This is a genomic window from Luteimonas sp. KH_071 (assembly GCF_057838005.1).
This window is the reverse complement of sequence record NZ_CM174458.1, coordinates 3,342,481-3,368,040: the sequence shown is the minus strand read 5'-3', so window position 1 is coordinate 3,368,040 and position 25,560 is coordinate 3,342,481. Positions and strand designations below refer to the sequence as shown.

The 25,560-nt window shown below is 69.5% G+C and carries 18 protein-coding genes; 8 read left to right on the top strand and 10 right to left on the bottom strand.

Features of this window, described 5'->3' with window-relative positions:
- Nucleotides 1-299 precede the first annotated feature (299 nt).
- On the bottom strand, nucleotides 300-1,229 hold the full coding sequence (grxD, locus tag AC3IRM_RS15495; RefSeq protein WP_489203979.1) for a Grx4 family monothiol glutaredoxin: 930 nt from the start codon (nucleotides 1,227-1,229) through the stop codon (nucleotides 300-302).
- Between the two features lie 126 nt (nucleotides 1,230-1,355).
- On the opposite strand from grxD, the gene AC3IRM_RS15490 reads away from it, so the two are divergent.
- The gene (locus tag AC3IRM_RS15490) at nucleotides 1,356-2,120 is read left to right on the top strand and encodes a polysaccharide deacetylase family protein (RefSeq protein WP_489203978.1); all 765 of its coding nucleotides are present in this window, start codon (nucleotides 1,356-1,358) and stop codon (nucleotides 2,118-2,120) included.
- Between the two features lie 214 nt (nucleotides 2,121-2,334).
- On the opposite strand, the gene AC3IRM_RS15485 is transcribed toward AC3IRM_RS15490, so the two are convergent.
- Genes AC3IRM_RS15485 through AC3IRM_RS15470 form a run of 4 tightly spaced genes read right to left on the bottom strand, consistent with a single transcriptional unit; the run spans nucleotide 2,335 to nucleotide 5,466 of the window.
- Nucleotides 2,335-2,871, bottom strand: a complete 537-nt coding sequence (locus AC3IRM_RS15485) for a hypothetical protein (RefSeq protein ID WP_489203977.1) — start codon at nucleotides 2,869-2,871, stop codon at nucleotides 2,335-2,337.
- Nucleotides 2,868-3,584 carry a class I SAM-dependent methyltransferase gene (locus AC3IRM_RS15480; RefSeq protein WP_489203976.1) on the bottom strand — a complete coding sequence of 239 codons (717 nt, stop codon included), beginning with the start codon at nucleotides 3,582-3,584 and terminating at the stop codon, nucleotides 2,868-2,870. The genes AC3IRM_RS15485 and AC3IRM_RS15480 overlap by 4 nt, the downstream gene beginning before the upstream one ends.
- Entirely contained in the window at nucleotides 3,581-4,201 is a 621-nt protein-coding gene (locus AC3IRM_RS15475) for an SGNH/GDSL hydrolase family protein (protein WP_489203975.1), read from the bottom strand. The genes AC3IRM_RS15480 and AC3IRM_RS15475 overlap by 4 nt, the downstream gene beginning before the upstream one ends.
- The gene (locus tag AC3IRM_RS15470; RefSeq protein WP_489203974.1) at nucleotides 4,198-5,466 is read right to left on the bottom strand and encodes an aminotransferase class I/II-fold pyridoxal phosphate-dependent enzyme; all 1,269 of its coding nucleotides are present in this window, start codon (nucleotides 5,464-5,466) and stop codon (nucleotides 4,198-4,200) included. The genes AC3IRM_RS15475 and AC3IRM_RS15470 overlap by 4 nt, the downstream gene beginning before the upstream one ends.
- Before the next feature lie 150 nt (nucleotides 5,467-5,616).
- Between AC3IRM_RS15470 and rsgA the strand changes: the two genes are divergently transcribed.
- Entirely contained in the window at nucleotides 5,617-6,771 is a 1,155-nt protein-coding gene (gene rsgA / locus AC3IRM_RS15465) for a ribosome small subunit-dependent GTPase A (RefSeq protein WP_489203973.1), read from the top strand.
- Nucleotides 6,772-7,055: 284 nt separating this feature from the next.
- The gene (locus AC3IRM_RS15460) at nucleotides 7,056-8,282 is read left to right on the top strand and encodes a peptidase MATCAP family protein (protein ID WP_489203972.1); all 1,227 of its coding nucleotides are present in this window, start codon (nucleotides 7,056-7,058) and stop codon (nucleotides 8,280-8,282) included.
- 134 nt (nucleotides 8,283-8,416) lie between these two features.
- Here AC3IRM_RS15460 and AC3IRM_RS15455 read toward each other — a convergent pair whose 3' ends face one another.
- Entirely contained in the window at nucleotides 8,417-11,602 is a 3,186-nt protein-coding gene (locus AC3IRM_RS15455) for a diguanylate cyclase domain-containing protein (protein ID WP_489203971.1), read from the bottom strand.
- An 88-nt stretch (nucleotides 11,603-11,690) separates the two neighbouring features.
- Here AC3IRM_RS15455 and AC3IRM_RS15450 point away from each other — a divergent pair, with 88 nt between their 5' ends.
- Complete coding sequence (locus AC3IRM_RS15450; RefSeq protein WP_489203970.1) at nucleotides 11,691-12,332, top strand: LuxR C-terminal-related transcriptional regulator; 642 nt, start codon at nucleotides 11,691-11,693, stop codon at nucleotides 12,330-12,332.
- Between the two features lie 45 nt (nucleotides 12,333-12,377).
- On the opposite strand, the gene AC3IRM_RS15445 is transcribed toward AC3IRM_RS15450, so the two are convergent.
- The 4 genes from AC3IRM_RS15445 to AC3IRM_RS15430 form a co-directional block, all read right to left on the bottom strand.
- A complete protein-coding gene (locus tag AC3IRM_RS15445) occupies nucleotides 12,378-15,023 on the bottom strand; it encodes a hybrid sensor histidine kinase/response regulator (RefSeq protein WP_489203969.1) in 2,646 nt (881 codons plus the stop codon).
- A 148-nt stretch (nucleotides 15,024-15,171) separates the two neighbouring features.
- Nucleotides 15,172-16,335: an OprO/OprP family phosphate-selective porin gene (locus AC3IRM_RS15440; RefSeq protein ID WP_489203968.1), complete on the bottom strand. Its 1,164-nt coding sequence runs from the start codon at nucleotides 16,333-16,335 to the stop codon at nucleotides 15,172-15,174.
- 32 nt (nucleotides 16,336-16,367) lie between these two features.
- The gene (locus AC3IRM_RS15435) at nucleotides 16,368-18,506 is read right to left on the bottom strand and encodes a methyl-accepting chemotaxis protein (protein ID WP_489203967.1); all 2,139 of its coding nucleotides are present in this window, start codon (nucleotides 18,504-18,506) and stop codon (nucleotides 16,368-16,370) included.
- A 146-nt stretch (nucleotides 18,507-18,652) separates the two neighbouring features.
- The gene (locus AC3IRM_RS15430) at nucleotides 18,653-18,877 is read right to left on the bottom strand and encodes a hypothetical protein (RefSeq protein WP_489203966.1); all 225 of its coding nucleotides are present in this window, start codon (nucleotides 18,875-18,877) and stop codon (nucleotides 18,653-18,655) included.
- A 242-nt stretch (nucleotides 18,878-19,119) separates the two neighbouring features.
- Here AC3IRM_RS15430 and AC3IRM_RS15425 point away from each other — a divergent pair, with 242 nt between their 5' ends.
- The 4 genes from AC3IRM_RS15425 to AC3IRM_RS15410 all read left to right on the top strand — a co-directional run bounded on the left by AC3IRM_RS15425 (nucleotide 19,120) and on the right by AC3IRM_RS15410 (nucleotide 25,504).
- Nucleotides 19,120-20,475 (top strand): dicarboxylate/amino acid:cation symporter, encoded by a 1,356-nt coding sequence (locus AC3IRM_RS15425; RefSeq protein WP_489203965.1) that lies wholly within the window; start codon nucleotides 19,120-19,122, stop codon nucleotides 20,473-20,475.
- Nucleotides 20,476-20,529: 54 nt separating this feature from the next.
- Nucleotides 20,530-21,549: an alpha/beta hydrolase gene (locus AC3IRM_RS15420; protein WP_489203964.1), complete on the top strand. Its 1,020-nt coding sequence runs from the start codon at nucleotides 20,530-20,532 to the stop codon at nucleotides 21,547-21,549.
- 41 nt (nucleotides 21,550-21,590) lie between these two features.
- A complete protein-coding gene (locus tag AC3IRM_RS15415; RefSeq protein ID WP_489203963.1) occupies nucleotides 21,591-23,072 on the top strand; it encodes an OprO/OprP family phosphate-selective porin in 1,482 nt (493 codons plus the stop codon).
- A gap of 140 nt (nucleotides 23,073-23,212) precedes the next feature.
- Nucleotides 23,213-25,504, top strand: coding sequence for an NADP-dependent malic enzyme (locus tag AC3IRM_RS15410; protein WP_489203962.1), 2,292 nt, complete (start codon nucleotides 23,213-23,215; stop codon nucleotides 25,502-25,504).
- Nucleotides 25,505-25,560: the final 56 nt, after the last annotated feature.

Sequence of the window (25,560 nt, the reverse complement as noted above, 5' to 3'; positions counted from 1 at the left end):
GGATGCGGACAATGTCCTATCGGCAGTCTCGCCCATCACTTGAGGCGCGCTCGCCCGCGCGGTGCGTGATTCAGCTGGTCTGCGCCATGACATGCTTTCCATCCGCCGCAGGCCGTGGCCGGCGCCTGACAGTCGCTGGAAAGTCTTGCGGTCCTCGCGCGCGCCGCGCGCAGCCGGAACACCGCACTGCCTTCTCCCCACGATGCGACTGCGCATGCGTGAGCGACACACCGCGGACGGAACGCCATTCCACCATCCTGCGGACGGGGTTGCCCGTGTGCGCTGCATGCGGCGCGGACTCAGTACTTCGGCACGCCGCCGTCCACGCTGTCGCTCCAGGCATCGATGCCGCCGACGACGTTGTAGACCTGCGTGAAACCCTGGTTGCGGAAATGCTCGGCGGCCTGCTGGCTGCGGCCACCGTGGTGGCACAGGAACGCCAGCGGCGTGTCCTTGGGCAGCTGCTGCAGGCGGGTGATCGCGTCGCCGTCGAGGACCTCGAACGGACGCGCGACGCTGGCGGTGGCGCGCTCGTCCGGCGGGCGGACGTCGACGAGGGTCAGCGTGCCGGCCGCGAGGCGGTCGTTGGCATCGGCCGGGCTGATCTCCTGCACGGGCCTGGGCGCGTTCGGGTTGTCGATCACCAGGCCGCGACCGCGGATGTCGTCGGCGAAGTCGATCGTCATCCCCTCGGCGCGGCGGGCGCCGGCGAGGTCGAACTGCACGTCGATGCCGTCGGCCTGGGCGATGATCGCCGACGCGCTGCGCGGCGCGAGCTGCAGACGGGTGCGGAAGTTGCCGTCGATGTCGACCTGCAGCACGTAGTCGCCACCGGCATCGCCGACGGCCTTGGCGATCATCTCGCGCGCGGCCGGGGTGATCGAGATCGACGGCGGCGTGCGGTCGGGCGGGGCGACACCAAACAGGCCGTGCAGCTCACCGCTGCCGACCATCTGCTCGATGATGTCGCTGCCGCCGACGAGTTCGCCGTCGACATAGAGCTGCGGAATCGTCGGCCAGTCGCCATAGACCTTGATGCCTTCGCGGATCTCGCCGTCCTCGAGCACATTGACGGTCGTGTATTCGATGCCCACCGCGTCCAGCGCGGAGATCGCCTTGGCGGAGAAGCCGCATTGCGGGGTCGTCGGCGAGCCCTTCATGAACAACACGGCCCGGTTGCCCTGCAGCAGGGTGTCGATGCGGGTGCGGAGGGCGGGGTCGAGGGACATGGCAGGCATCCGGGGTGCGGGAACGATCCACATGGTACCGCGCGGTCGCTGATGCAAGCCTGATGCTGCGGTGTGTGCGCCCGGAACGCCGCGTTGCGCGCCGACGGCGATGGCATCATGCGCGCCATGTCCGTGCACAGCCCGCCCCGTCGTCCACAGCTGTGGCTGCCGCTGCTGATCGCCTCGCAGGTGCTGATCGCGCTGCTCTGGTGGCAGTTCGGCTGGGCGCTCGGCCTGCCGCTGCTGCTGGCCAGCCATGCGGTGTGCCTGTGGGGCGTGCTGGCGCCGGCGTCGCGGCTCTACGGCCCTGTGCTGACGCGGCTGCCGGGCGACGGCGTGTGGCTGACGATCGACGACGGCCCGTCCGATGACACCCGCGCGTTGCTCGAGCTGCTCGATGCGCACGATGCGAAAGCGACGTTCTTCCTCGTCGGCGAACGCGCGACCGCGCGGCCCGATCTGGTGCACGAGATTGCCGCCCGCGGCCACGGCATCGGCAACCACAGCCAGACCCATCCGCAGGCGATGTTCTGGGCGCTCGGTCCGGCGCGGATGCGGCGGGAGATTCTCGACTGCCAGCGCACATTGACCGGCGTCACCGGGCATGCACCGGTGTGGTTCCGCTCCGTGGTCGGTCATACCAATCCATTCGTGCATGCACCGCTGCATGCAGCAGGACTGGCGCGCGTCGGCTGGACTGCGCGCGGGTTCGATGCGGTGAAGGCGGATGTCGATGACGTGGTCACGCGGATCGACGCCGACCTCGCACCCGGCGCGATCGTCCTGCTGCACGAAGGTGCGAAGCACGGCCGCAATGTCGCGATGGTCGAGGGTGTGCTCGCGCGGATGCGGGCGAAGGGTCTGCGGGCGGTATTGCCTGATCATCTCTGACGATCAGGCGAAGCAGTCTGCAATGCTGGATGGGTTTCGCTGCGCTCTATCCATCCTACGAATACCGCATCGTGCGGATCGAGCCCCTCTCCCTCAGGGGTTGGGCTGCGCGCGCACTGCCGACGGATCGAAGATGGCTGCGTAGGATGGCCAGAGCGCAGCGAAAACCGTCGCGGAGCATTCGCACACGTCATCGCTCAACGCGAAACCCGGCTTACTCCGCGCGCAACCACGCCAGCGTCGCGTCGATATCGTCGGCTTCGAGCAGCAGTTCGGCCACCGCATGCTGTCCGGTCGCCGCGGCGGTCGCGGCCAGGGCGGCGATGCACATCAGCTCGCTCCAGTCGGGCGCCGCGACGAGGCCCGCCAGCAGCGGCAGTCGTGCCAGCGCGGTGACGTAACCGTCGATCAGGTGTTCGGGAATGTCCGCATCGTGCGCCGCGCGCGCCAGTTCGATGCTGGCCGGCAGCACGAAATGGCTCGACGTCGCGCGCTCCGGCGCCTCGGCGAGCAGCGCCACGATGTGCGGCACCGCGGCGAACGAGGCGCTGTACACGGTGCCCTGGTGGCACAGCGCCGACCACAAGGCATTCCAGGGTTCGCTCTGCCAGCCGTCTTCATGCGCGCCGTCGAGCTGGGCCAGCAGCGCCGGAATGCCGCGCGCATCGCCGTAGGCGCATCGCAGCGCGGTCCACGACGGATCGTCGAGCGCCAGCATCGGCGCGTGCGGCAGGCCGTCGCGGGCGGTCACGTGCGGGTGCCGGTGATCAGCCAGTTGTTGAACGGCGTGTCGCCGTAGAGCGGGCGCAGCGTCGTCTGCAGGCCCGCGCCCTCGAGCTGGCCGCGCAGGCCGTCGGCGGTCGGGTAACTCTTCGCGCGTTCCTGCATCCAGCCGGCGAAGTTGGCGAGACGATCGGTGATGCGCGTGGTGCGGCTGCGCGGCGTGTCGTCGGCGAGACCGCTGCGGATCACCAGGCGCGCGCCCGGCACCAGCATCGCGATCACGTTGTCGAGCAGCTCGCGCTGGCGATCGGGCGACAGGTACTGCAGCACGTCGAGAATCGCCACGCTGCCCTGGTGCGCGGGCAGGCCGACGCCGAGATCGAGCACGTCGAGCTGCACGTCGGCCAGGCCCGCGCGTGCGGCGACTTCGCGGCCGCGGCGGATCTTGGCCGCGTCGATGTCGACGCCGGTGAACGGCAATGATTGTCCATCGGCGCGCAGTGCGTGCGCGAGCAGGCCGAGGCCGCAGCCCAGATCGAGCACCGGTGCGGAGGTCGGGCGCAGTGCCTGCAGCACGCCCGGATACAGCGGATCGGTGCGCAGCTTGGTCAGCGTGTAGTAGTAGTCGTAGCGGTTGCCCAGCACGTGTTTCGGCAGGAACGCGCGCGCGATGTTGCGGGCGTCCTCGCGCGGATACGGGGCGGTGGACAGGGGTGTGGTGTCGGAAGTGGTCGCAGTCATGCCCGCGACAATAAGCCGCGCGCGACCGGCAGCGCCAGCTGCATCCATTCGGTATGCAGTGCAGCCGACGGATGCAGGCCGTCGTCGGCGAGCATCTCCGCCTCGCCGCCATGCGCACGACTGACCGCCGCGATATCGACGAACGCGACACCGCGTGCGGCGCAGATCGCCGCGGCCGCGGCGTTGTACGCATCGAGCTCGCGCGCGATCGCGGCCACGTCGCGGCCGGAATGTGCGCCGAACGGGGTCACGCCCCAATCGGGAATCGCGAGTACGAAGACGCGCGCTGCATCGCCGCCGGCGAAGCCGATCGCGCGCTGCAGCAAGGCCTCGAACGCGGGCGTGTACTCCGACACGTCGCGGCTGCGGTACTGGTCGTTGACGCCGATCAGCAGGCTCACCAGATCGAAGGGGCCGACCGGCGCCGCGGCGTCGATCGCCGCGTCGAGTTCGTCGGTCGTCCAGCCGGTGGTCGCGATGATCTCGGGCGCGTCGAGCGCGATGCCTTCGCTGCGCAGGGCATCGGCCAGTTGCACCGGCCAGCGGTCCTCGGCGGAGATACCTTCGCCGATCGTGTAGCTGTCGCCCAGCGCGAGATAGCGGCGCGGCGCGGTCATCCGGCCACGCGCATCTGGCGCTTGGCCAGCGGCACGACCTTGCGGACGTCGGTGATCTGCCTTTCCAGCACGCGATGGATGCGCGCGAAGACCTCGCGCAGCTGCGCGGGTTCGGGCAGCAGGGTCACGCGGAAATGGTTGCGGTAGGGCACGTTGAAGCTGTTGCCCGGCACCACCAGCACGCCTTCGGCTTCCATCAGTTCCAGCGCGAACGCGTGGTCGTCGAAGCCCTGGGTGAATTCTTCCGCGATGCCGGGGAACGCGTACAGCGCACCGGCCGGCGCGACGAGTTGCAGGTAAGGGCTCGAGTCGCAGGCTTCGATCACCGCGCGGCGCGCCTCGTGCAGACGGCCGCCGGGCGCACACAGGGCGCTGATCGTGTCGACGCCGGTCAGGGCGGCCTCGATCGCGAACTGCCCCGGCACGTTCGCGCACAGGCGCAGCGCACCGAGCAGATCCATCGCATTGCGGAAATCGCGGCTGCGCGCCTCGTTGCCCGACAGCACCGCCCAGCCCACGCGCCAGCCGCAGGCGCGGTGCACCTTCGACAGGCCGCCGAAGGACACGCAGGGCACGGGGCCTGCGATCGGCGCGATCGGTTCGAACGGCGCATCGTCGTAGGTGATGCCGTCGTAGATCTCGTCGCACAGCAGCAGCAAATCATGTTTGGCGGCGATCGCCACGATGCGCTCGAGCAGCGCACGCGGATACACCGCGCCGGTCGGGTTGTTCGGATTGATCAGCACGATCGCGCGCGTGCGCGGCGACACCAGCGCTTCGAGTTCGTCGGGATCGGGCAGGAAGCCGTTGCCCGCCTTGCACTGGTAGAACACCGGCCGCCCGTCATTGAGGATCGTCGCCGCCGACCACAGCGGATAGTCGGGCGAGGGCACCAGCACTTCGTCGCCGGGATTGAGCAGCGCACGCAGGGCGATGTCGATCAGCTCGCTGACCCCGTTGCCGACGAACACACGCTCGGCCGAGACGTCCTGCGTGCCGCGCGCGGCATGGAATGCGGCGATCGTCTCGCGCGCAGCCGGCAGGCCCTGCTGATGGGTATAGGGATCGGTGTCGTGGATGCGCTCGGCGATCGCCCGCTGCAGATGATCCGGCGCACGGAACCCGAACGCGCCGGGGTTGCCGATATTGAGCTTGATCAGCGTGCGGCCCTGGCCTTCGAGTTCCCGCGCACGCCGCGCGAGCTCGCCACGGATTTCGTACCGGACTTCGGTCAGGCGTTCACGGGTCTTCAGAGGGGCTGACATCAGCGGCGCTCGGCGCGGGAATGTCGCCCGATGCTAGCGGAAACACCGGGTGAATGCGGCCCGGGCCGATGAGTGGCGCAGATGTCCGGCTCACGCGCGCGGGGCCGGCGCCCGTAGAATCCGCCGCATGACGATCGCCCGACACTGCGCTTGAACCCCGCCGACCCGACCGCCGCCGACCTCGCGCTGCGCGCGATCGGCTGGCCCTTCGACGGCGCCCCCTCGGGCGCCTGGGGCGACGCGATGGCCGAACATCCGCAGGCGCTGCCGATGCGGGTGGTCGAGCAGCACCGCTCCGGGTATCTCGTCGCCAGCGCACCCGGCGAGGCGATCGCGGTCGAATCCCTGCCTGACTGGCTGCGCCGCAGCGGCTACCGCAAGGGCACGATCGCGCCGGAGGACCGCGCCGCAGTCGGTGACTGGGTGCTGGTCGAGGACGGCAAGCGCATCGTCGCGATGCTGCCCCGGCGCAGTGCGATCAAGCGCGCCGCGGCCGGCGAGCATTACAAGCAGCAGCTGATCGCGGCGAACATCGACACCGTGCTGGTGGTCTGCGGGCTGGATGCCGACTTCAATCCGCGCCGCATCGAGCGCTACCTGCTGCTGGTGCAGGGCGGTGGCACGCCGGTGATCGTGCTGACCAAGGCCGACAAGCCCGAGGCCGACATCGCCGCCGCCGTGGCCGCATTGACCGAAATCGCCGGGCTCGGCGTCGCCGTGGTGCCGGTGAACGCGCGTGACCCGGGCAGCGCCGCGGTGCTGCACCGCTGGCTCGGGCCGGGCATGACCGCGGTGCTGGTCGGCAGTTCGGGCGCGGGCAAATCCACGCTGACCAACAGCCTGCTCGGCACCGAGCGCATGAAGACCGCCGCGGTGCGCGAGACCGACGACCGCGGCCGCCACACCACCACGCATCGCGCACTGATTCCACTGCCATCGGGCGCCTGCCTGATCGACACGCCCGGCATGCGCGAACTCAAGCCGACCGGCGAGGAGGATCTGTCGGGCGGCGGATTCGCCGATGTCGAAGCCATCGCCGCGCAATGCCGGTTCCGCGACTGCACGCACGGCGACGAGCCGGGCTGCGCGGTGTGGGAGGCGGTCGACGCGGGCACGCTCGATCCGGGGCGCCTGGGCAGCTATCTGAAACTGCGCGACGAACTCGCCGGCGCGGCGGGTCAGCTCGCGACGCGTATGGCCCAGAAGGTGGAAAGCCGGCCGTCCGGCAAGCCGGCGGCGAAGACGGGCGGGCGTCCGGGGGTGAAACCGGCGAAGCGTGGGTCGGACTGGACGCTGGAGGAGTAGGGGCTCAATCAGGAGCGTCTTGGGGTCTCGCTCTTTTAAACATCGCTGCGACCGTCATCCCTCACCCCAACCCCTCTCCCAGGGGGAGAGGGGCTCAAGAAGCAGGCGCTCGCGTACTCCGAGCCCCTCTCCCTCCGGGAGAGGGGTTGGGGTGAGGGCAGCCGGTCACGGGCAACCCACCGCAAGCCCGCCCGATCCACAGCGCAGTGGCGCGCCGCCCGTCCACCGCTTTGAGTCCCCGCCCCAATCCGCTAGCGTGACCGCACCGCCCGCCGGAGTCGTCGATGCCCGACGCCATCGCCCATCACGCTGCGCTCGATGCGCGCATGGTCGCCGCCGCGCGCGGGCTCCGTGTACTGAGTCTCGCGAGCTGGCCACCCGAGTCGCAGCACCGGTTCCTGTCCGCGTTCGCCGCCGGGCGGCGCGAGATGCCGGAGATCGCGTATCCCGTTCTGGATTTCACCGACACCCGCCGCGCACTCGCTTCCATCGCAAGCGATGCCGATCGCGACCATCCGCTCGGCGTCTACCTCATCGAATCCACCCGCGCCTGGGATGCGACCGCGCAGCTGCTCGAATCGCTCGGCACCGCGGCGGCCAGCGGCCACGCGATCGCGCTCTACGGCCGGCCCGATGCGGCCCTGCCCGGCGGCGCGCTGACGACCTGCGATGCCGCGCGGCATTTCATCCACATCGCCGACGAACTCGATCCCGGCCTGCTCGCCGATGTCGAACATCCGACGATCGACGCGCCCACTCTGCAGGCGCAGTTGCAGGGCGATCTGGACGCGTACTTCGGCACGCGCGTGGTCGCGGTCGAGCTCGATCCGGGCATGATCGCCAAGGCCGCGGCCGGCGCGTATCGATTGCGTCTGCGCAGTGACGCGCGCTACTCGATCCACGACCGCGGTCAGCTGCTGCAGCACGAAGCCTTCGTGCATTCGCTGACCGCGCTCAACGGCCGCGAGCAGGCGGTGTTGCCGAGTCTCGCGATGTCCTCGCCGCGGACCACCTGTACGCAGGAGGGGCTGGCCGTGCTCGCCGAACAGATTACCGGCAGCATCGACATCGGCCGGATGAAACGCGTGAGCCTGCGCATCGAAGCGATTGCGCGGGCGCTGGACGGTGCGGATTTTCTGCAGGTCTTCGACTACTTCCACGAGGCAGGACAACCGGCTGCGGAAAGCTTCGCCTCCGCGCAGCGCGTGTTCCGTGGCGTGCCGCTCGGCGGCGGCCATGCGTTCACCAAGGATGCGGTGTATCTGCGCGGGCTGATCGACGTGCACACCTTCTTCCGCCAGGCTCTGGCCGCGCATCGCCTGCCGCTGTGCCGGCACCTGTTCGCCGGCAAGATGACGCTCGACGACGTGCGCCGTCTTGCGCCGCTGTTCGACGACGGCACGCTCGCAGCCCCGCGCTGGTTGCCGCCGTGGATGGAGCGCACCGGCGGGCTCGCCGGGATGCTGGCGTTCTCGCTGTTCGCCAACCGGATCCGGATCGATCAGCTGTAGCCACCGGGCCACGCGTCACATGCAGCCGCGCGCCTGCGCGCGAAATGGCGTTCCCCGTGACGCCCATCGCGCGCAAGCGCGCGCCTGCATGCGCAACCGGATCGCGCAACGCGAAACCCGTCCAGGCGTTTGCCTCACCGTTCGAAACGCGGCGGCATGGCCGTCGAATGCAGCAGCCGCACCGCATCGCCCAGCATCACCGGGTCCGCGCCCGACAGCAGTGCCTGCAGTTGCGGACGATCCGCATCCAGACCGGGTACCAGCCCCACCCACGCATCGCGGCCGGCGTCCTTTGCGGCGTAGAGGCAGCGGTCGGCAAGCGCGATGGTCTGCTGCCAGTCGCCGAGCGTCGGCCATGCCGACGAGAACGGCCAGGGCGCGAACCCGATCGAACAGGTCATGCGCAGGGTGGCGCCATGGGCGAGCGCGATCGGGGTATCGGCGATGGTGCTGCGCATGCGTTCGGCCAGACCGGCCGCAGCGTCGGCGTCGTCGAGGCGCGCGACCAGCATGAATTCTTCGCCGCCCCAGCGCAGCAGCAGGTCGCCGTCGCGGGTCAGCGCCTGCATGCGTCCAGCGAACTGCACCAGCGCTTCGTCGCCGGCCTGATGGCCGTGCCGGTCGTTGATGCGTTTGAAGGCATCGATGTCGAGCATGAAGAAAAACAGCGCGTCCGAGCCGCGCCGGCCCGGTGCACGCACCGCTTCGCGGGCCAGCCATGCCTGAAGTTCGCGGCGGTTGGGCACCTGGGTCAGTGGATCAAGGCGTGTGGCTACATCCAGTTGCGCATTGCTCTGCTGCAGCTGGCGGTTGGCATGTTCCAGCTGCGCGGTACGCTCGGCGACGGTACGGTCGAGCAACTCCGCGCGTTCGCGTGCACGTTGCACGGCGCGCCGCGTGCGGCGCACGTAATAGGCCACCAGCAGCACCGCAATCAGCGCATAGAGCGCGTAGGCCAGCGGATGCCGCCACGGCGGCGGGGGCATCACGATCTTCAGCACGCGCGATTCGCCGAACTGGCCGTCGCGTCCCGCAGCCTGCACTTCCAGCCGGTAGCGGCCCGCCGGCAGATGATTGAGCGAGAACTCGGTGCGCGCCTGGTGCGGATAGATCCAGCCGGTATGCAGGCCGTCGACGCGGTAGCGCAACTGCGCGGCGGCCGGGGCGAGGAAATCGATCGCCGTCATGCCGATCGTGAAGACGCTGTCCTCGTCGTCCAGGTCGATGCCGGTGCTGTAGACGATGTCGGTCTCGGTGCTGCTGCGCGCGTCGCTGTCGGACTGGCGGCTGAGCAACTGCAGGCTGGTCAGCACCGGATGCGCGGGTGCGCTGCGCCGCGGCAGCTGCATCGGCGCGATCACGTCCACGCCCATCGTGCCGCCGAAGTACAGCAGGCCGTCACTGCCGGCAAAGGCCGAGCCGCTGTTGTATTCCTGGTTGCGCAGACCGTCGCGACGGCCGAGGTTCTGCACGATGCCGGTCCCGGGGTCATAGACACTCAGGCCGAGATTGGTGCTCAGCCACAGGCGCCCCCCGGCGTCGGTCAGGATCCGGTAGACGACGTTGTTGGTCAGGCCGTCGCGCTCGGTCAGCACCGACGACATGCCGGTCGCGCGGTCGATACGGTAGAGGCCGGCGGCGAACGCACCGACCCAGATCGCGTCCGCATCGCCGTGGATGGCCCACACCGAACGGTGCATGCCCGCGCCGGATGGCGCGACCTGGGCGAGCACGTCGTCGTGCAGACGCCACAACCCGCGCGAGTTGGTGCCGATCCACAAGCTGCCGTCGCTGTCGCGATACAGCACCGTGATCATGGTGCCGGCCAGCGGCGCGAAGCGCGGGTCGGGGTCGAAACGGCCGTCGAGCAGGCGCTGCACGCCGCTGCGCGTGCCCACCCACAGCATGTCGTCTTCGACCAGCAGTGCATCGATGCGCGCATCGCGCAGGCCGTCGAAGCGCTCGACGCGACCATCGGCGTGCAGCCTGCGCAGTCCGACCTGGGTGCCGATCCACCAGCCGCCGTCGCGCGCCGGTTCGATCGCGCGGACCGACATGTCCACCAGACCCGGCACCGCGCGCCAGGCGGCCCGCGGGTCGTCGCGCATCCGCAGGCCGCTGTCGGTGCCGATCAACATGCGCGCGCCGTCGCGGCGGATCGCGCGGATGCTGTGGCTGTCCCAGTCGGCCATCGCGCCGACGCCGGCGCCGTCGTAGCGGATCACCGAGGCCAGCGGCCGCACGCGGTACAGGCCGGACGTGTAGGTGCCGATCCACCACGCGCCCGTCGCGCCCTGATGGAAACTGGTGATCGCACTGCGCGGCGGATTGTCGAAACGCAGGCGTCGCGGTCGTTCGCTGCCGGGAGCGAGCTGCACCACCGCGCCGTTGCCGTAGCCGGTCAGCACGCGCCCGTCGTCGAGCCGGATCATCGCGGTCGCGTCGGCCGGTGCCACGCCGAGCGTGGCCAATGACCAGTGCCGCTGCACGCGGCCTGCCGTATCCAGCCGGAACAGGCCGGCATCGGCAGCGAGCACCCACAGACCTTCCCGACCGGCCTGCAACGACACGCAACGCCGCGCGGCAGGCAGCGTCGGCAGCAGGACCAGCCTGTCGGCCTCGACCGACCACAGCCTGCACCTCGCATCGAGCGCGATCGGCCGACCGCGCGCCGCCGACCACACCAGCCCGATGATCTCCCCGGTCGCTCCCAGCGTCCGCACGCTGCGGATCTCGGCATCCACATGGTCCACGCCTGCCTCGGTGCCCAGCCACGCACCGCCCGCGGGGTCGAGCAGGATGCGCGCCACGCGGGCGTGCGACAGCCCGTCGGCGACGTCGAGCCGACGCTGCGTCCACGTCGGCAGGTGCACCACTTCCAGGCCCACATCGTTCGTGCCCAGCCACATGCGCGTGCGCGCCGGCTCGAATGCCAGGCTGTCGATACTGCTGCTGACCAGATTCGCGCCACCGACCGGCTGGTCGGGTGCGTTGCGGTAGGCACGGAACCGGTGGCCGTCGAAGCGGTTCAGACCATCCTGGGTGGCCACCCACAAGAAGCCCTGGTCGTCGCCGCTCATCGCCGAGACCGTGAGCTGCGATAGGCCTTCATCGAGGCCGTACATCTCCAGGCTCAAGGGCGGATCGTCGACCGGGTCGGGCACCTGCGCCGAGACCGTGAACGACGCGCACGCCAGCAGGGTCCCGGCCAGCAGGCGCTTCGCCACGCTGCGCGCGCGGTCGAACCTGCCGACGCGGCATGCAGCGACCCACACGGGCTGGCACTCGAGGTGCGCGCTGGCGACGGCTCTGTTGCGCAATTGGTCTTCCCCCTTTGCATAGTGTGCCTGCGAATTCCATGCCAACGTGACCGCGTTTGCATTCCGCCGTCCGTGCCAGACTGCACAGATGGACGCCGCGCCTACCATTCTCGTCGCCGACGATCACCCGTTGCTGCGGGCCGCAGTGCTGCATGCACTGCGCGACAGCCTCGGCCAGATCCGCGTGATCGAAGCTGCGACGGCCTCGGCACTTGCGCCCGCGCTCGACGCGCATCCGGAGATCGAACTCGTCCTGCTCGACCTGACGATGCCCGGTGCACGCGGACTGTCGTCACTGGTCTGGCTGCGCGGCGAACGTCCGGAGTTGCCGGTCGTGGTGATCTCGTCGAACGACCACCCGCGCACCGTGCGCCGTGTGCAGCAGTTCGGCGCGTCGGGGTTCATCTCGAAATCGGCGCCGGCAGACTCCATCGGCCAGGCCGTGGCGAACGTGCTCGACGGCGGCAGCTGGTTCCCGCCGCTGACCGCCGAACGTTCGGAAGAGGATGCGCAACTCGCCGCGCGCCTGGCCCAGCTCACCCCGCAACAGTTCCGCGTGCTGCTGGGCATCGCCGACGGTCTGCTCAACAAGCAGATCGCGCATCAGCTCGGACTGGCGGAGAACACCGTCAAGGTGCACGTGACCGCGATCCTCAAGAAGCTCGAATGCCACAGCCGTACGCAGGCGGCGGTGCTGGTGAAGGCGTTGGAGCGGGAGGACGAGGCGTAGTTTTTTCCAGCCCGCCCCGCACGCGGGGCCGGGCGTATTTCCGCCTCAGTACCCCCGCAGCCGCATCTGCATCATCAGGGCGCGCAGTGCCGGCGGGCGCACTGGCTTGGACAGAAAGCCCTGGCCCGCGTCACGCGCCTGTGCGCGCAGTGCCGGGTCGGATCCGGCGGTGACCAGGATCGCCAGTGGCACCGCGCTCCAGCGGTCGCACAGGGTGTCGAACAGGCCCGGGCCGGGGTGTGCGCCCTCGCGCACGTCGAGCAGCACGATGTCCGGCGCTTCGCCGCGCACGGCGGCGGCGAGCGCGGCGTGCGGGCCGTCCGCGAGCAGGACCTCGCAGTCCCAGCGCTGCAGCAGCTGCCGGGTCGCGGCACACGCCTGCGGGTCGTCGTCGACCACCCAGACGCGACAGCCGCGGAGCGGTGCGTCGTCCTGCGCAGGTGCGTGGGGCGTCACGGTTGCGGCAGATGGGTGTGCGGGCGCGTCCGTCAGCGGTACCGACACCCGGAACACGCTGCCGGCGCCGGGCCGCGAGCGCAGGTCGATGCGATGGCCCAGAAGGCGCGCGATGCGGTCGACGATGGCGAGCCCGAGGCCCGCGCCGCGATCCCCGGTATTGCCGTCATCGAGGCGGCGGAATTCTTCGAAGATCTCGCGCTGGCGGTTCGGTGGAATGCCCGGCCCGGTGTCGTGCACTTCGATCCACAGGCGGTCGCCGTCGCGGCGCACGCCGAGCACGATGCGTCCGCGCGCGGTGTAGCGCACCGCGTTCGACAGGAAGTTCTGCACCAGACGCCGCAGCAGCGTCGCATCGCTGCGCACCCAGGCGCGTGTGGGCACGTGGTCGAAGCGCAGGCCGCGCGCCTGCGCGAGCACGCCGGTCTCGCGCGCCAGGCCTTCGAGCAGCGGCCCCAGCGCGACTTCGCGGATGTCGGTCCGCAGCGTGCCGGTCTCGAGCCGCGAGATGTCGAGCAGGCTGGCGAGAATGCCGTCCTGCGCCGACAGCGCGCCGTCGATGTTGTCGGCGATCCGCCGCGTCTCCTCGTCGCGCAGGCGCGCGCGCAGGCCGGCGGCGAACATGCGCGCGGCATTGAGCGGCTGCAGCAGGTCATGCACCGCGGCGGCGGCGAAGCGACCCTTGTAGCGGTTCGCGGCCTCGGCCTCGGCACGTGCCTGTTCGAGGTCGGCGGTGCGCTCGGCGATGCGCTGTTCCAGCGCGTCGGCCAGCGTGCGCAGTTCGCGCGCGGTGGTCTTGTAGGTCGTGATGTCGGCGTAGCTGGTGACGAAGCCGCCGTCGGGCAGCGGGTTGCCGCGGATCTCCAGCACCGTGCCGTCGGTCTTCTCGCTCTCGCGCATGTGCGGCTTGCCGCTGCGCAGGTGTTCGAGCCGGCGTTCGATCGCCTCTTCCACCGGCCCCGGTCCGAGCAGGCCGCGCCGCGCGTTGTAGCGGAAGATCTCCTCGATCGGCGTGCCCACGCGCACCAGATCCGGCGGGAACCGGAACAGTTCGATGTAGCGCGCGTTCCACGCGACGATGCGCTGGTCCGCATCGATGATCACCACGCCCTGCGGCAGATGGGCCAGCCGCCGGCTCAGGCCGGTGTCGGCTTCCTGCGCCGCGGCCACCAGACCGTCGCGCGCGCTGCGCAGTTCCTCGGCGTGGTGGCGGACCAGCGTTTCCAGTTCGTCGCGGCTGCGCCGGCGCAGCGCCCCCAGGCGCACGCGCTGTTGCAGGAACAGGGTCAGGAACACCAGTGCGGCCCAGGTCGCGCCGGCGATCGTGGCCCACTCGCGACTGGCGGCCGCGACCGGTGCGGTGTCCTGCAGCAGATGCAGGGTCCAGTCGGTATCGGCGACCGGTACACGCTGCCACAGCCACTGGCCCGGCATCGCCGGCATGTCGATGCGCACCACCGCGCCATGCGGATCGGCGCGGCGCTGCACCTGCCCCGCATACGCGCGCAGCTGCTGGCCCTCGTACTGCCGGGTGGCAGCGAGTTCCTGACGCGCTTGCGCATCGAGCGGTGCGAGCACGCGATAGCGCCACGCGGCGCGACTGGCCAGGAACACCACGTCGTGGGCATCGCTGGCCAGCACCAGGTCGCCGTCGTCGGGCCAGGTGCGTTCGATCGCGGCCAGTTCGATCTTGATCACGATCACGCCGACCGCGCGGCCGGCATCGTCGCGCAGCGCTTCGGACAGGAAGTAACCGGGCACGGCGGTGGTCACGCCGATGCCGTAGAAACGGCCGCGACCTTCGCGCAGCGCCTGCTGCACGTAGGGACGGAACGCGTAGTCCTCGCCGACATTGCTGCCGGGATCACGCCAGTTGCTCGCGGCGATCGCGACGCCGCGCGCGTCGATCAGCGTCAGCGTCGAGGCGCGCGTGGTGCGGTTGGCATCTTCGAGGCGGCGGTTGAGGCGCGCCCGGGTGGCGGCGTCGACCGGCGCGGCGACGGATGCGCGCAGGTCGGGATCCAGCGCCAGCACCTGCGGCAGGGCCCGGTAGCGTTCGATGCGCTGGTCGAGCGCCTGGGCCTGCAGGTCGAGCTGCTGCGCGGCCTGCACCGACTGCGCGTCGAGCGCGCGCCGTCCGCCTTCGCGATAGCCGAGCGCCGCGACCAGCACGAGACCACCGCAGGCGATGAGCACGGTGAGCAGAAGACGTCGCAGGCGCGGTCGGGTGCGCATCACGCCAGTGTAGGTGTGTCGTGTGGTTGACGCCGCGTGGAGGCGGCGTCCGCGCGCGATGCGGCATCGCCGCTGCTGCACCGCGCTCGGTGTCGCCGCGACAGCCGGACAGCGCGGCAGCGATCGCGAGCATCACCAGCAGCGTGGTTCAGAATTGCACCTGCGCGCGCAGTTCCACCGCGTCGGGGCGTGTGGTCACGCCGTTGCGGGTGGCATTTGCGTGGACGTAGTTGGCCTGCAGCTTGAAGTGCGAGGTCAGGTACCAGTTCGCGCCGAAGGTCCAGTCGTGCTGGCGGCCGCCGGCCACCGGGCTGTCGTCGAGATCGAGCGTGCTGTAGCGCGCCGCCACTTCCACCGCGCCGTAGCCGTTCGCCGGCTTGGGGTTGGCGACGTTGCCGGCCGAATAGGGGCGGCTTTCGCCGGTCAGCAGCCAGCTGGCCGCGAGATAACCGCCGTCGGCGCTGTAGTCGGGGCGGCCGCCCTCGCGGGCGATGTCGGCGCGCAGCAGCTCGCCCTGCAACGACACCGGCCCCTGGATCCAGATGCCCTCCAGACCCGTGCGGCGGATGTGGTCGACCGGGGCCAGGCTGCCGGAATCGACCAGGCGCACGGGCGTGAGTCCGGCGCCGGGACGCGCACGCAGGCGCGCGGTCGGCGCGAAGTCGACGCCGCGGCCGTCGGTCCAGCCCTGCGGGTGTTCCTGCGACAGCGCCAGGCCCAGGTGCAGCACGTCGCCCGCAGCCTTGCGCGGCGTCCACACGCCACGCGCCGCCCAGGTCTGGCCAGGGTTGTCACCCTGCAGATCCTGGCCGCCGTAGCCGCCCAGCTGGACCAGGCCGCGCGGCCGCTCCAGCGTCCACTCCGCACCGGTACGGCGTCCCTGATAGATCGCCTGGATCGGCGCGGCCAGTTCCATGAACGTGCCGGCACGCGAACTGGTCACGCCTTCCAGACCGACCGGCACCTTGATGTAGCCCACGCGCAGCTTGCCGACATCGGTGCCGAGAAAGTGCTTGCTGTCGAAGCGCACGAAGACGTCCAGCCAGGCCTTGGACTCGAAGTCGAAATAGACCATCGCGTCCCAGACGCCGGCCTTCTTCACCGTGGCGCCGAATTCGCGGCGGCGCATGCCCTCGTCGTCGGCCAGGCGTGGATCGCCGCTGAAATCCACGGTGTCCCAGGCGAAGTTGCCGGTCAGCGCCAGCTCGGTGCCGTCGGACAGCGTGGTCTTGATGGGCCACTGTTCGATGTCGTAGGCCAGGGCGGGCGACGCCGCTGCCCAGAGTGCGAAACAACCGGTGATCAGACGCATGGGGGTGGAATCCTGTGTGGCGCGGCGCGCGGTCATGCCGGCACGGCGAAGGCGTGGACGGCCGGGGCGGGCGCCAGGCGGAAGGTGGCGACGGCGCGGGTGAGCTGCTGGGCCTGGTCGGCGAGGCTGCGCGCCGCGGCGGTGGCTTCCTCCACCAGGGCCGCGTTCTGCTGCGTGGTCTCGTCGAGCTGGATCACCGTCTGGTTCACCTGGTCGATGCCCGAGGACTGCTCCTGCGAGGCCGCGCTGATCTCGGCCATGATTTCCGTCACCCGACCCACCGACGTCAGGACCTGCGACATCGTCGATCCCGCCACGGCGACCTGGCTGGAGCCTTCGCGCACGCGGCTGACCGATTCTCCGATCAGCTGCTTGATCTCGCGCGCGGCGTCGGCCGAGCGCTGGGCCAGCGTACGCACTTCGCTGGCCACGACCGCAAAGCCGCGGCCCTGCTCACCGGCGCGTGCGGCTTCGACCGCCGCGTTGAGCGCAAGGATGTTGGTCTGGAACGCGATGCCGTCGATGACGCCGATGATCGCGCCGATGCGTGCCGACGAGGCATCGATCGAGGCCATCGTCGCGACGACCTCCTCGACCGCGCGGCCGCCCTGGCCGGCGACGTCGGCCGCGCTGCGTGCCAGCTCGTTGGCCTGGCGCGCATGGTCGGCGTTCTGGCGCACGGTGGAGGTCAGCTCCTCCATCGACGCCGCGGTTTCCTCGAGGTTCGCGGCCTGGCTCTCGGTGCGGCGCGACAGGTCGTCGTTGCCGGCGGCGATCTCGCCGGCGGCGCCGTCGATGGAGACCGCCGACTGCTGGATACCGCGCACCACGTCGGCCAGCTGCGACGCGGTGCGGTTGGCATCGTCTGCCAGACGGCCGAACGCGCCCTGGTAGCGCGCATCGACGCGCTGCGACAGATCGCCGTCGGCGATCGCGGCCATGATCCGGCCGACGTCGGTGAGACCGGCATCGGCCTGCTGCATCAGCCGGTTCAACGCTTCCACCATCTCGGCGAACGCGAAGCTGTAGCGGGACTCGTCACCGCGCGCGCCGAAGTCGCCGCGCGCGGCGGCTTCGGCCAGCGTGGCGATCTCGCTGTTGACCGCGCCCATGTTGCGTTTGACGGTGTCCAGCGCCTCGTGCAGCCGCGCACGCTGGCCGGGCAGACGGCGCATGTCGCGGCTCAGGTCGCCCTGGCCGTATTCGTCCATGACCGCCATCGCATCGTTGATGGCGTCGAGGTGCTCGAACACCACCGTGTTGACGCCGCGGGCCAGCGCACCGTAATCGCCGGGGAAATCCTCCGGAATGCGGTGGGTGATGTCCTCGCCCTGTTGCAGGCGGATCATCGTGTTCATCTCGCCATTGAAGCGCTGCAGCTGATCCTGCATCTGACGCATGCTCGCCATCAGCTGGCCGGTCTCGTCGCGCGAGGTGATGGCGATCGGGTTGTCGAAGCGACCCGATGCAATGGTTTCGGCAGCGCGCGTCGCGGCGCGCAGCGGCGTCACGATGGCGCGGCCGATCAGCCATGACAGGCACACCATCGTCAGCATCACCAGGCCGCCGATCAGCGCCATCAACCGGGTGAACGCCATCGCCTGGTGCTGGATATCGTCGGCGTAGACGCCCATGACCACGATCCAGCCCCACTCGTCGAACGCCTGTGCATAGCTGATCTTCTCGAACTGGCCTTCGTTGCCCGGCTTCGGCGCGCTGTAGTACGAGAAGCCGTCGCCCCGTGTCACGGTCTCGAGGATGTCGCGGTAGACGTACTCGCCCGAGTTGCTCTGGTAATCGCTCATGTCGGTCCCGGTCTCGCGACTGGGATGCATGAGGATGCGCATCTGCGGATCGACGATGAAGTAATAGTCGGTCCCGTCGTTGGTGCGGATCGCACCCAGCGCACCCATGGCCAGCGCCTGCGCCTGTTCCGACGTGATCGCGCCGCTGCGGGCCTGGCTGGCGTAGTGATCGGCCACGCTCATCGCGGTTTCGATCTGGATCTGCACGCTTTGTTTGCGCGCGTCCACCAGCTCCAGGTACTGCAGCCGGGCGGCAGAGACCGCGAGGGCCAGGATGCCCAGCGCCAGAACCGCGCACAGCAGGATGAACTTGCGGGCGACCGGAAGATCGGCGAGGCGCCGCTGAAGCGGAGCGAACAGGGACATGGCGACAGAATCGGGTGGACGAGCTCGTGGTATCGGCCGGAACGTCGCGCGCTGAAGCATGGACGGGGTGAACGCGCTGTCGATTCAGCTGCAGGCCGCGCAACGCGCGGCAATTCAGGTCGCGGAACGTCGGCTCGCGTCGCAGTTCACGTCGCGCCGAACTCGCGGCGGCGCATGCCGTTGTCGCTGCCGAGGCGGGCGTCGCCGCTGAAATCGCTGTGATCCCAGGCGAAGTTGCCGGTGAGCGCGACATCCGTGCCGTCGGCGAACGTGAATGCCGGTGGCCAGGCCTGCGCGCCATCGGCGGCGAACGCATGCGGGGTCGCAGTGCAGGTGCACAGCACCCGCAAGGAGGGGAGGATGCAACGCATGGAATCCTTGGGGGAGGCTGCAGCCGGGCGCGGGGGCGACCTGCTGCGGTGTGGGGGCGTCGTCCGCGCGCGTGCGACAGAAGAAGTCTAGGACGGGGATGTGCACACGATCTGCGGGCTAGTCCGAAAGGATTAGGAATAGGGGGGCTAACACCAATGCGCTATCGGCAGCGTCGCCGCAGCCGCGTACAACGCAACGCCTGCATCCGCATTCGCTGGATGCGCACACCCGGTACGCACCCATGCACGCCATCCCGTCCGAGATCCCCGCCGCGCCGCGGCTGCCGTGGTACCGCCAGCTTTACGTGCAGGTGCTGATCGCGATCGCACTCGGCGCACTGCTGGGTCACTTCGAGCCGGCATTCGCCGAACAGCTCAAGCCACTCGGCGATGCCTTCATCAAGCTGGTCAAGATGATCATCGCGCCGGTGATCTTCCTGACCATCGTCACCGGCATCGCCGGCATGACCCAGCTGCGCACGGTCGGCCGCGTGTTCGCCAAGTCGATGGCCTACTTCCTGTTCTTCTCCACGCTGGCGCTGGTGATCGGCATGCTGGTCGCGCACATCGTGCAGCCGGGCGTGGGCATGAACATCGATCCGGCCTCGCTCGACACCGCCGCGGTCGAAGGCTACGTGCAGAAGTCGCACGAGATGACGCTGACCGGCTTTTTGCTCGACATCATTCCCGGCACCCTGGTCGGCGCCTTCGTCGACGGCAACATCCTGCAGGTGCTCTTCATCGCGGTGCTGTTCGGCATCGCGCTGGCGCTGGTGGGCGAGAAGGGCAAGCCGATCCAGGCGTTTCTGGAAACGCTGACCGTGCCGGTGTTCAAGCTGGTGCACATCCTGATGAAGGCCGCACCGATCGGCGCGTTCGGCGCGATCGCCTTCACCATCGGCAAGTACGGTCTGTCGTCGCTGGCGAACCTGGCGTGGCTGGTCGGCACGTTCTACGTCAGCGCCGCGCTGTTCGTACTCGTGATCCTGGGCGCGGTGTCGCGCGCCTGCGGCTTCTCGATCTTCAAGCTGATCCGCTATCTGAAGGCCGAACTGCTGCTGGTGCTGGGCACGTCGTCGTCGGAATCCGCGCTGCCGTCGCTGATGGAGAAGATGGAAAAGGCCGGCTGCCAGAAGTCGGTCGTCGGCCTGGTCGTGCCGACCGGGTATTCGTTCAACCTCGACGGCACCAATCTCTACATGACGCTTGCCGCGCTGTTCATCGCGCAGGCGACGAACACCGAACTCACGCTGTGGCAGCAGATCACCCTGCTGCTGGTCGCGATGCTCAGCTCCAAGGGCGCGGCCGGCGTGACCGGTGCCGGTTTCATCACGCTCGCCGCCACGCTGTCGGTGGTGCCGACGGTGCCGGTCGCGGGCATGGCGCTGATCCTCGGCATCGACCGCTTCATGAGCGAATGCCGCTCGATCACCAACTTCATCGGCAATGCGGTCGCCACCGTCGTCGTCGCGCGCTGGGAAGGCGCGCTCGACCGCGACCAGCTGGCCGCCGCGCTCGATGGCAAGCCGCTGCCGGTCGCCGCCGCGCCCGACCCGGCGGCAGGCCCGGGCGACCGCGGCGTGCTCGCGCTGGACTGAGCGCACGCACGCCGCTTGAAACGATTCACACGCAACGCCCTGGGAGGGGAACCCATGACGACACGACACCACTGGGCCGGCCTGATCGCCGGCCTCCTGCTCGCCTGCACCGGCCTGGCGCATGCCCAGACCGGCACGCAGACGCTCAACCTCTGGCCGGACGGCCACCTGCCGCAGACCGTCAGCGGACCGGAACAGATCGGCAACGAAGGCAGTGCGGTGGGCGCGGTCACCCGCGTGTCGCAGCCGCGCATGGAGATCCACCGCCCGGCGAATCCGAACGGCACCGCGGTGCTGATCCTCGGCGGCGGTGGCTACTTCCGCATCCAGGTCGGCACCGCGGCACGACCGATGGCGCAGTGGCTCGCGTCGATCGGCGTGACCAGCGCGGTGCTGTACTACCGCATGCCGGTCGACGGCTGGCCGGCATCCGCGCCGTTCGCCGACGGCCAGCGGGCGATGCGCCTGCTGCGCGCGAATGCGGCCGAACTGGGCATCGACCCGACGAAGATCGGCGTCATGGGGTCCTCGGCAGGTGCGAACCTCGGCGGCATCCTCGCCACGCGCTTCGACCACGACTTCTATCCCGCGCTCGACGCGAGCGACCGCCTGCCGTCGCGCCCGGACTTCCTGGCGATGCTCTACCCGGTGGTCACGCTGAAGCCGCCCTACGACACCACCCGCAGCCGCCGCGAACTCGCCACGCAGTCCGATGCCGTCGAGGCCTATTCGGTCGAAGGCCACGTGCGCAGCGACATGCCGCCGGTGTTCCTCGCCCACGCCGCTGATGACCGCATCGCCGACGTCAACCACAGTCTGCTGATGTTCCAGGCCGCGCGCGCGCAGAACGTGCCTGCAGAACTGCACATCTTCGATCGCGGCGGCCACAGCTGGGGGCTGGGCCGGCCCGGCACGCAGGTCGCGCAATGGCCGCGCCTGTTCACCACCTGGGCGCGCGCACACGGCTTCATGGCCGCACCGCCGGTCAGCCTGCAGCCGCTGACCGGCCAGACCGCACCGATGCCGCCGCCGGCCGACACCGACGACGCCGATCTCGAAGAAGACGGCGACTGAGCCGTCCACGCCTTGCATCCGCTTTAGGGAGAACACACCGAATGAATCGCACACATACCCGCGCGCTCGCCGCCGGCGCCCTGCTGGGCCTGGCCGCGCTGCCGGCGCTCGCCGCCGATACCGCCACCGAAACCGAACTGCGTGAACTGATCCGCCTGCAGGCCGAACAGATCCAGCAGCAATCCGCGCAGCTGCAGGCGCTCAACCAGCGCCTCGACGCGATGGGCGCACCGGCCGTCGCCACTGCGCCGGCAAGCGCGCCCGCCGATGGCGTGCAGGCGCAGGTCGACGCCGCCGTCGCCGATACCCGCCAGGACGACATGGCGATCCTGCAGGCCCAGGTCGCGCAGCTCGCCGCAAGCGGCGGGGGCGGCGGTGGTGGCGGCAACGTCAGCTGGCGTCGCGGCGGCCCCGAGTTCCGCAGCAGCGATCGCGGCTTCACCTTCAACCCGCGTGGTCGCGTGCTGGTGGACTTCTCGTCCACCCACGGCTCCAGCTTCGACGACCGCAACATCACCGGCACCAACCTGCGCCAGGCGCGTCTGGGCGCGCAGGGCAGCATGGGACCGCTGGGCTACAAGATCGACGCCGAGCTGGCCGACAACACCGTCAGCCTGTCGGATGCCTACCTGAGCTGGGACACGATGCTCGGCAGCATTCCCACCGAGTTCTACGTCGGCAACAAGCTCAAGGACCGCGCCATCGATTCGAGCACCACGCTCACCCGCACGCCCTTCATGGAGCGCAACGCGGTGGCCAGCGTGGGCATGCCGGCCAGCGGCTATTTCGGCCTCGGCGTGCAGATGAAGATGATCGGGCAGAACTGGCACACCACCTTCGGCGTCACCGGCGACGACGTCGGCAACACCGGCACCGAGACCGATTCGCTGACCTATTCCTTCCGCGGCCACGTGAACCCGATCAAGCGCCCGGCCGGCTTCCTGCATGTCGGTGGCTGGTACGTGCACGAGGATTACGGCGTGGACACCAACCGCATCAACCGCACGCCGCGCGTGGCCTCGCGTTTCAACGACAACGTGCGCGTGTCGGCCAGCGCCATCAACGACGTCACCGGCGAGAAGGTCTGGGGCGCCGAGCTCGGCGGCACCTTCCGCAACTTCTGGGCCTTCGCCGAAACCAGCGAGACCACGCTGCGCTCGACCTCGGTCGGCGAAGTCGACCAGAAGGCGCATTCGGCCTACGCCGGCTGGCTGATCACCGGCGAGAAGCCCGGCTTCAGCGCCCGCTCGGGCGTGTGGGGCACCACCCGCGTCGCGCGTCCGGTCACCGAGGGCGGCATCGGTGCCTGGGAGCTGGCCACGCGCTACGACAAGTACGACTTCACCGATGCCGCGCGCGGCGGCGAGGGCGATTCGTGGACGCTGGGCCTGAACTGGTACCTCAACAACTGGTCGCGCGTGATGTTCAACGTCGTGCGCTGGAATACCGACAACCAGGTCGGTACCTACGCGGGCCAGGATTCGGGCCACACCTTCAACATCCGCACCCAGGTCGTGTTCTGACCGGACGGCCCGGTCGGCCGTGCCGACCGGGCCGTATCCAGCGGTCCTGAAGCGGACCACACGCCCCCGTCCAGGGGTTCGCGCGGGGCGGGGTTAGAATCCTGTCCCGCGTCATTTTTTCCAGAGCAGACTCCCCGACGATGTCCAACGACGAATTCCGCCAGGCCGCCCTCGACTATCACCGCGCGTCGCCGCCGGGCAAGATCACCGTCAGCGCGACCAAGCCGATGCTGACCCAGCGCGATCTCGCCCTGGCGTATTCGCCGGGCGTGGCCTACGCCTGCGAGGAAATCGTCCGCGACCCGAACATGGCCAGCGAGCTCACCGCGCGCGGCAATCTGGTCGCGGTGATCTCCAACGGCACCGCGGTGCTGGGCCTGGGCGACATCGGCGCGCTGGCCGGCAAGCCGGTCATGGAAGGCAAGGGCGTGCTGTTCAAGAAGTTCGCCGGCATCGACGTGTTCGACATCGAGGTCGACGAGCGCGATCCCGACAAGCTGGTCGAGATCATCGCCAGCCTCGAGCCGACCTTCGGCGGCATCAACCTCGAGGACATCAAGGCGCCGGAGTGTTTCATCGTCGAGCGCAAGCTGCGCGAGCGGCTGAAGATTCCGGTGTTCCACGACGACCAGCACGGCACCGCGATCATCGTCGGCGCGGCGATCGTCAACGCGCTCGAGATCGCCGGCAAGCGCATCGAGGACGTCAAGTTCGCCACCACCGGCGCGGGCGCCGCGGGCATCGCGTGCCTGGACATGCTGGTCGCGCTGGGCCTCAAGCCCGAGAACATCCTCGCCTTCGACCGCGACGGCGTGATCCACAGCGGCCGCGACAATCTCGACCCGGACAAGGCGCGTTACGCGCGCGATACCCCCGCGCGCACGCTGGCCGACATCGTCGCCGGCGCGGACGTGTTCCTGGGCCTGTCGGCCGGCGGCATCCTCAAGCCGGACATGATCGCCACCATGGCGCCGAATCCGGTGATCCTCGCGCTGGCCAATCCGTATCCGGAAATCATGCCGGAGGAAGCGCGCCGCGTGCGTCCGGACGCGATCATCGCCACCGGCCGCTCCGACTTCCCCAACCAGGTCAACAACGCGGTCTGCTTCCCGTACATCTTCCGCGGCGCGCTCGATGTCGGCGCGACCGGCATCAACGAGGCGATGAAGCTCGCCTGCGTGCATGCGATCGCGCAGCTGGCGAAGGAAGAAGCGAGCGATCTGGGCAGCGCCTACGGCGAGGAGATCCCGAGCTTCGGCCGCGAATACATCATTCCGCGCCCGTTCGACCCGCGCCTGCTGACCATCGTCGCCCCGGCCGTCGCGCAGGCCGCGATGGACTCCGGCGTCGCGCTGCGTCCGATCGACGACATGCGCGCCTATCGCGAAAAGCTCGGCCAGTTCATCCACCGCACCGGCCTGGCGATGAAGCCCGCCTACGATCGCGCACGCGCCGACCGCCAGCGCATCGTCTACGCCGAGGGCGAAGAGGAAGTGGTGCTGCGCGCGGTGCAGACCGTGGTCGACGAAGGACTCGCGTTCCCGATCCTGATCGGCCGTCCCGACGTCATCGACATGCGCATCAAGCGCCTGGGCCTGCGCCTGGTCGCCGGTCGCGATTTCGAACTGACCAACATCAACGACGATCCCCGCTTCAACGAGTACTGGCAGCACTACCACGCGCTGACCGCGCGGCGCGGCGTGACCCCGGATTCGGCGAAGAACCTGCTGCGTTCGCGGCCCACGCTGATCGCCGCGATCATGGTCGACCGCGGCGAAGCCGACGCGATGATCACCGGCATCGTCGGCCGCTTCCACAAGAAGCTCGGCTACGTGCGCAGCGTGCTGGGCCTCGACCCGGGCCTGCAGAGCACGTCGGCGATGACCGGCGTGGTCAACGACCAGGGCCTGTGGTTTTTCGTCGACACCCACGTGCAGCCCGATCCGACCGCCGAGCAGATCGCCGAGAGCACCATCCAGGCCGCGCTCCGCCTGAAGCTGTTCGGCATCGAGCCGAAGATCGCCCTGCTGTCGCATTCCAACTTCGGCAGCCACGACGATCCGAGCGCCCGCAAGATGCGCGAAGTTCGCGAGATCCTCGTGCGTCGCGCGCCGAAGCTGGAGTTCGATGGCGAGATGATGGGCGACACCGCATGGGACGAGTCCCTGCGTCGCCGCATGCTGCCCGACACCACGCTGAGCGGTCGCGCGAACCTGTTCGTGTTCCCGAACATCGACGCCGCCAACATCACCTACAACATGATCCGCGTGATGACCGGCGGCGCCGCGCTCGGCCCGATCCTGATGGGCGTCAACAAGCCGGCCCACATCCTCACCCCGTCCGCCACCCCGCGCCGCGTGATCAACATGACCGCGATCGCCGCGGTGGATGCGCAGATCCGCAAGGCGCAGCTGGCGGAAGCGGAAGGCTGAGACCACGATGACGCGTAGGTTCGCAAGTGCATCGCGCGCTGGATTCGACACGTTCC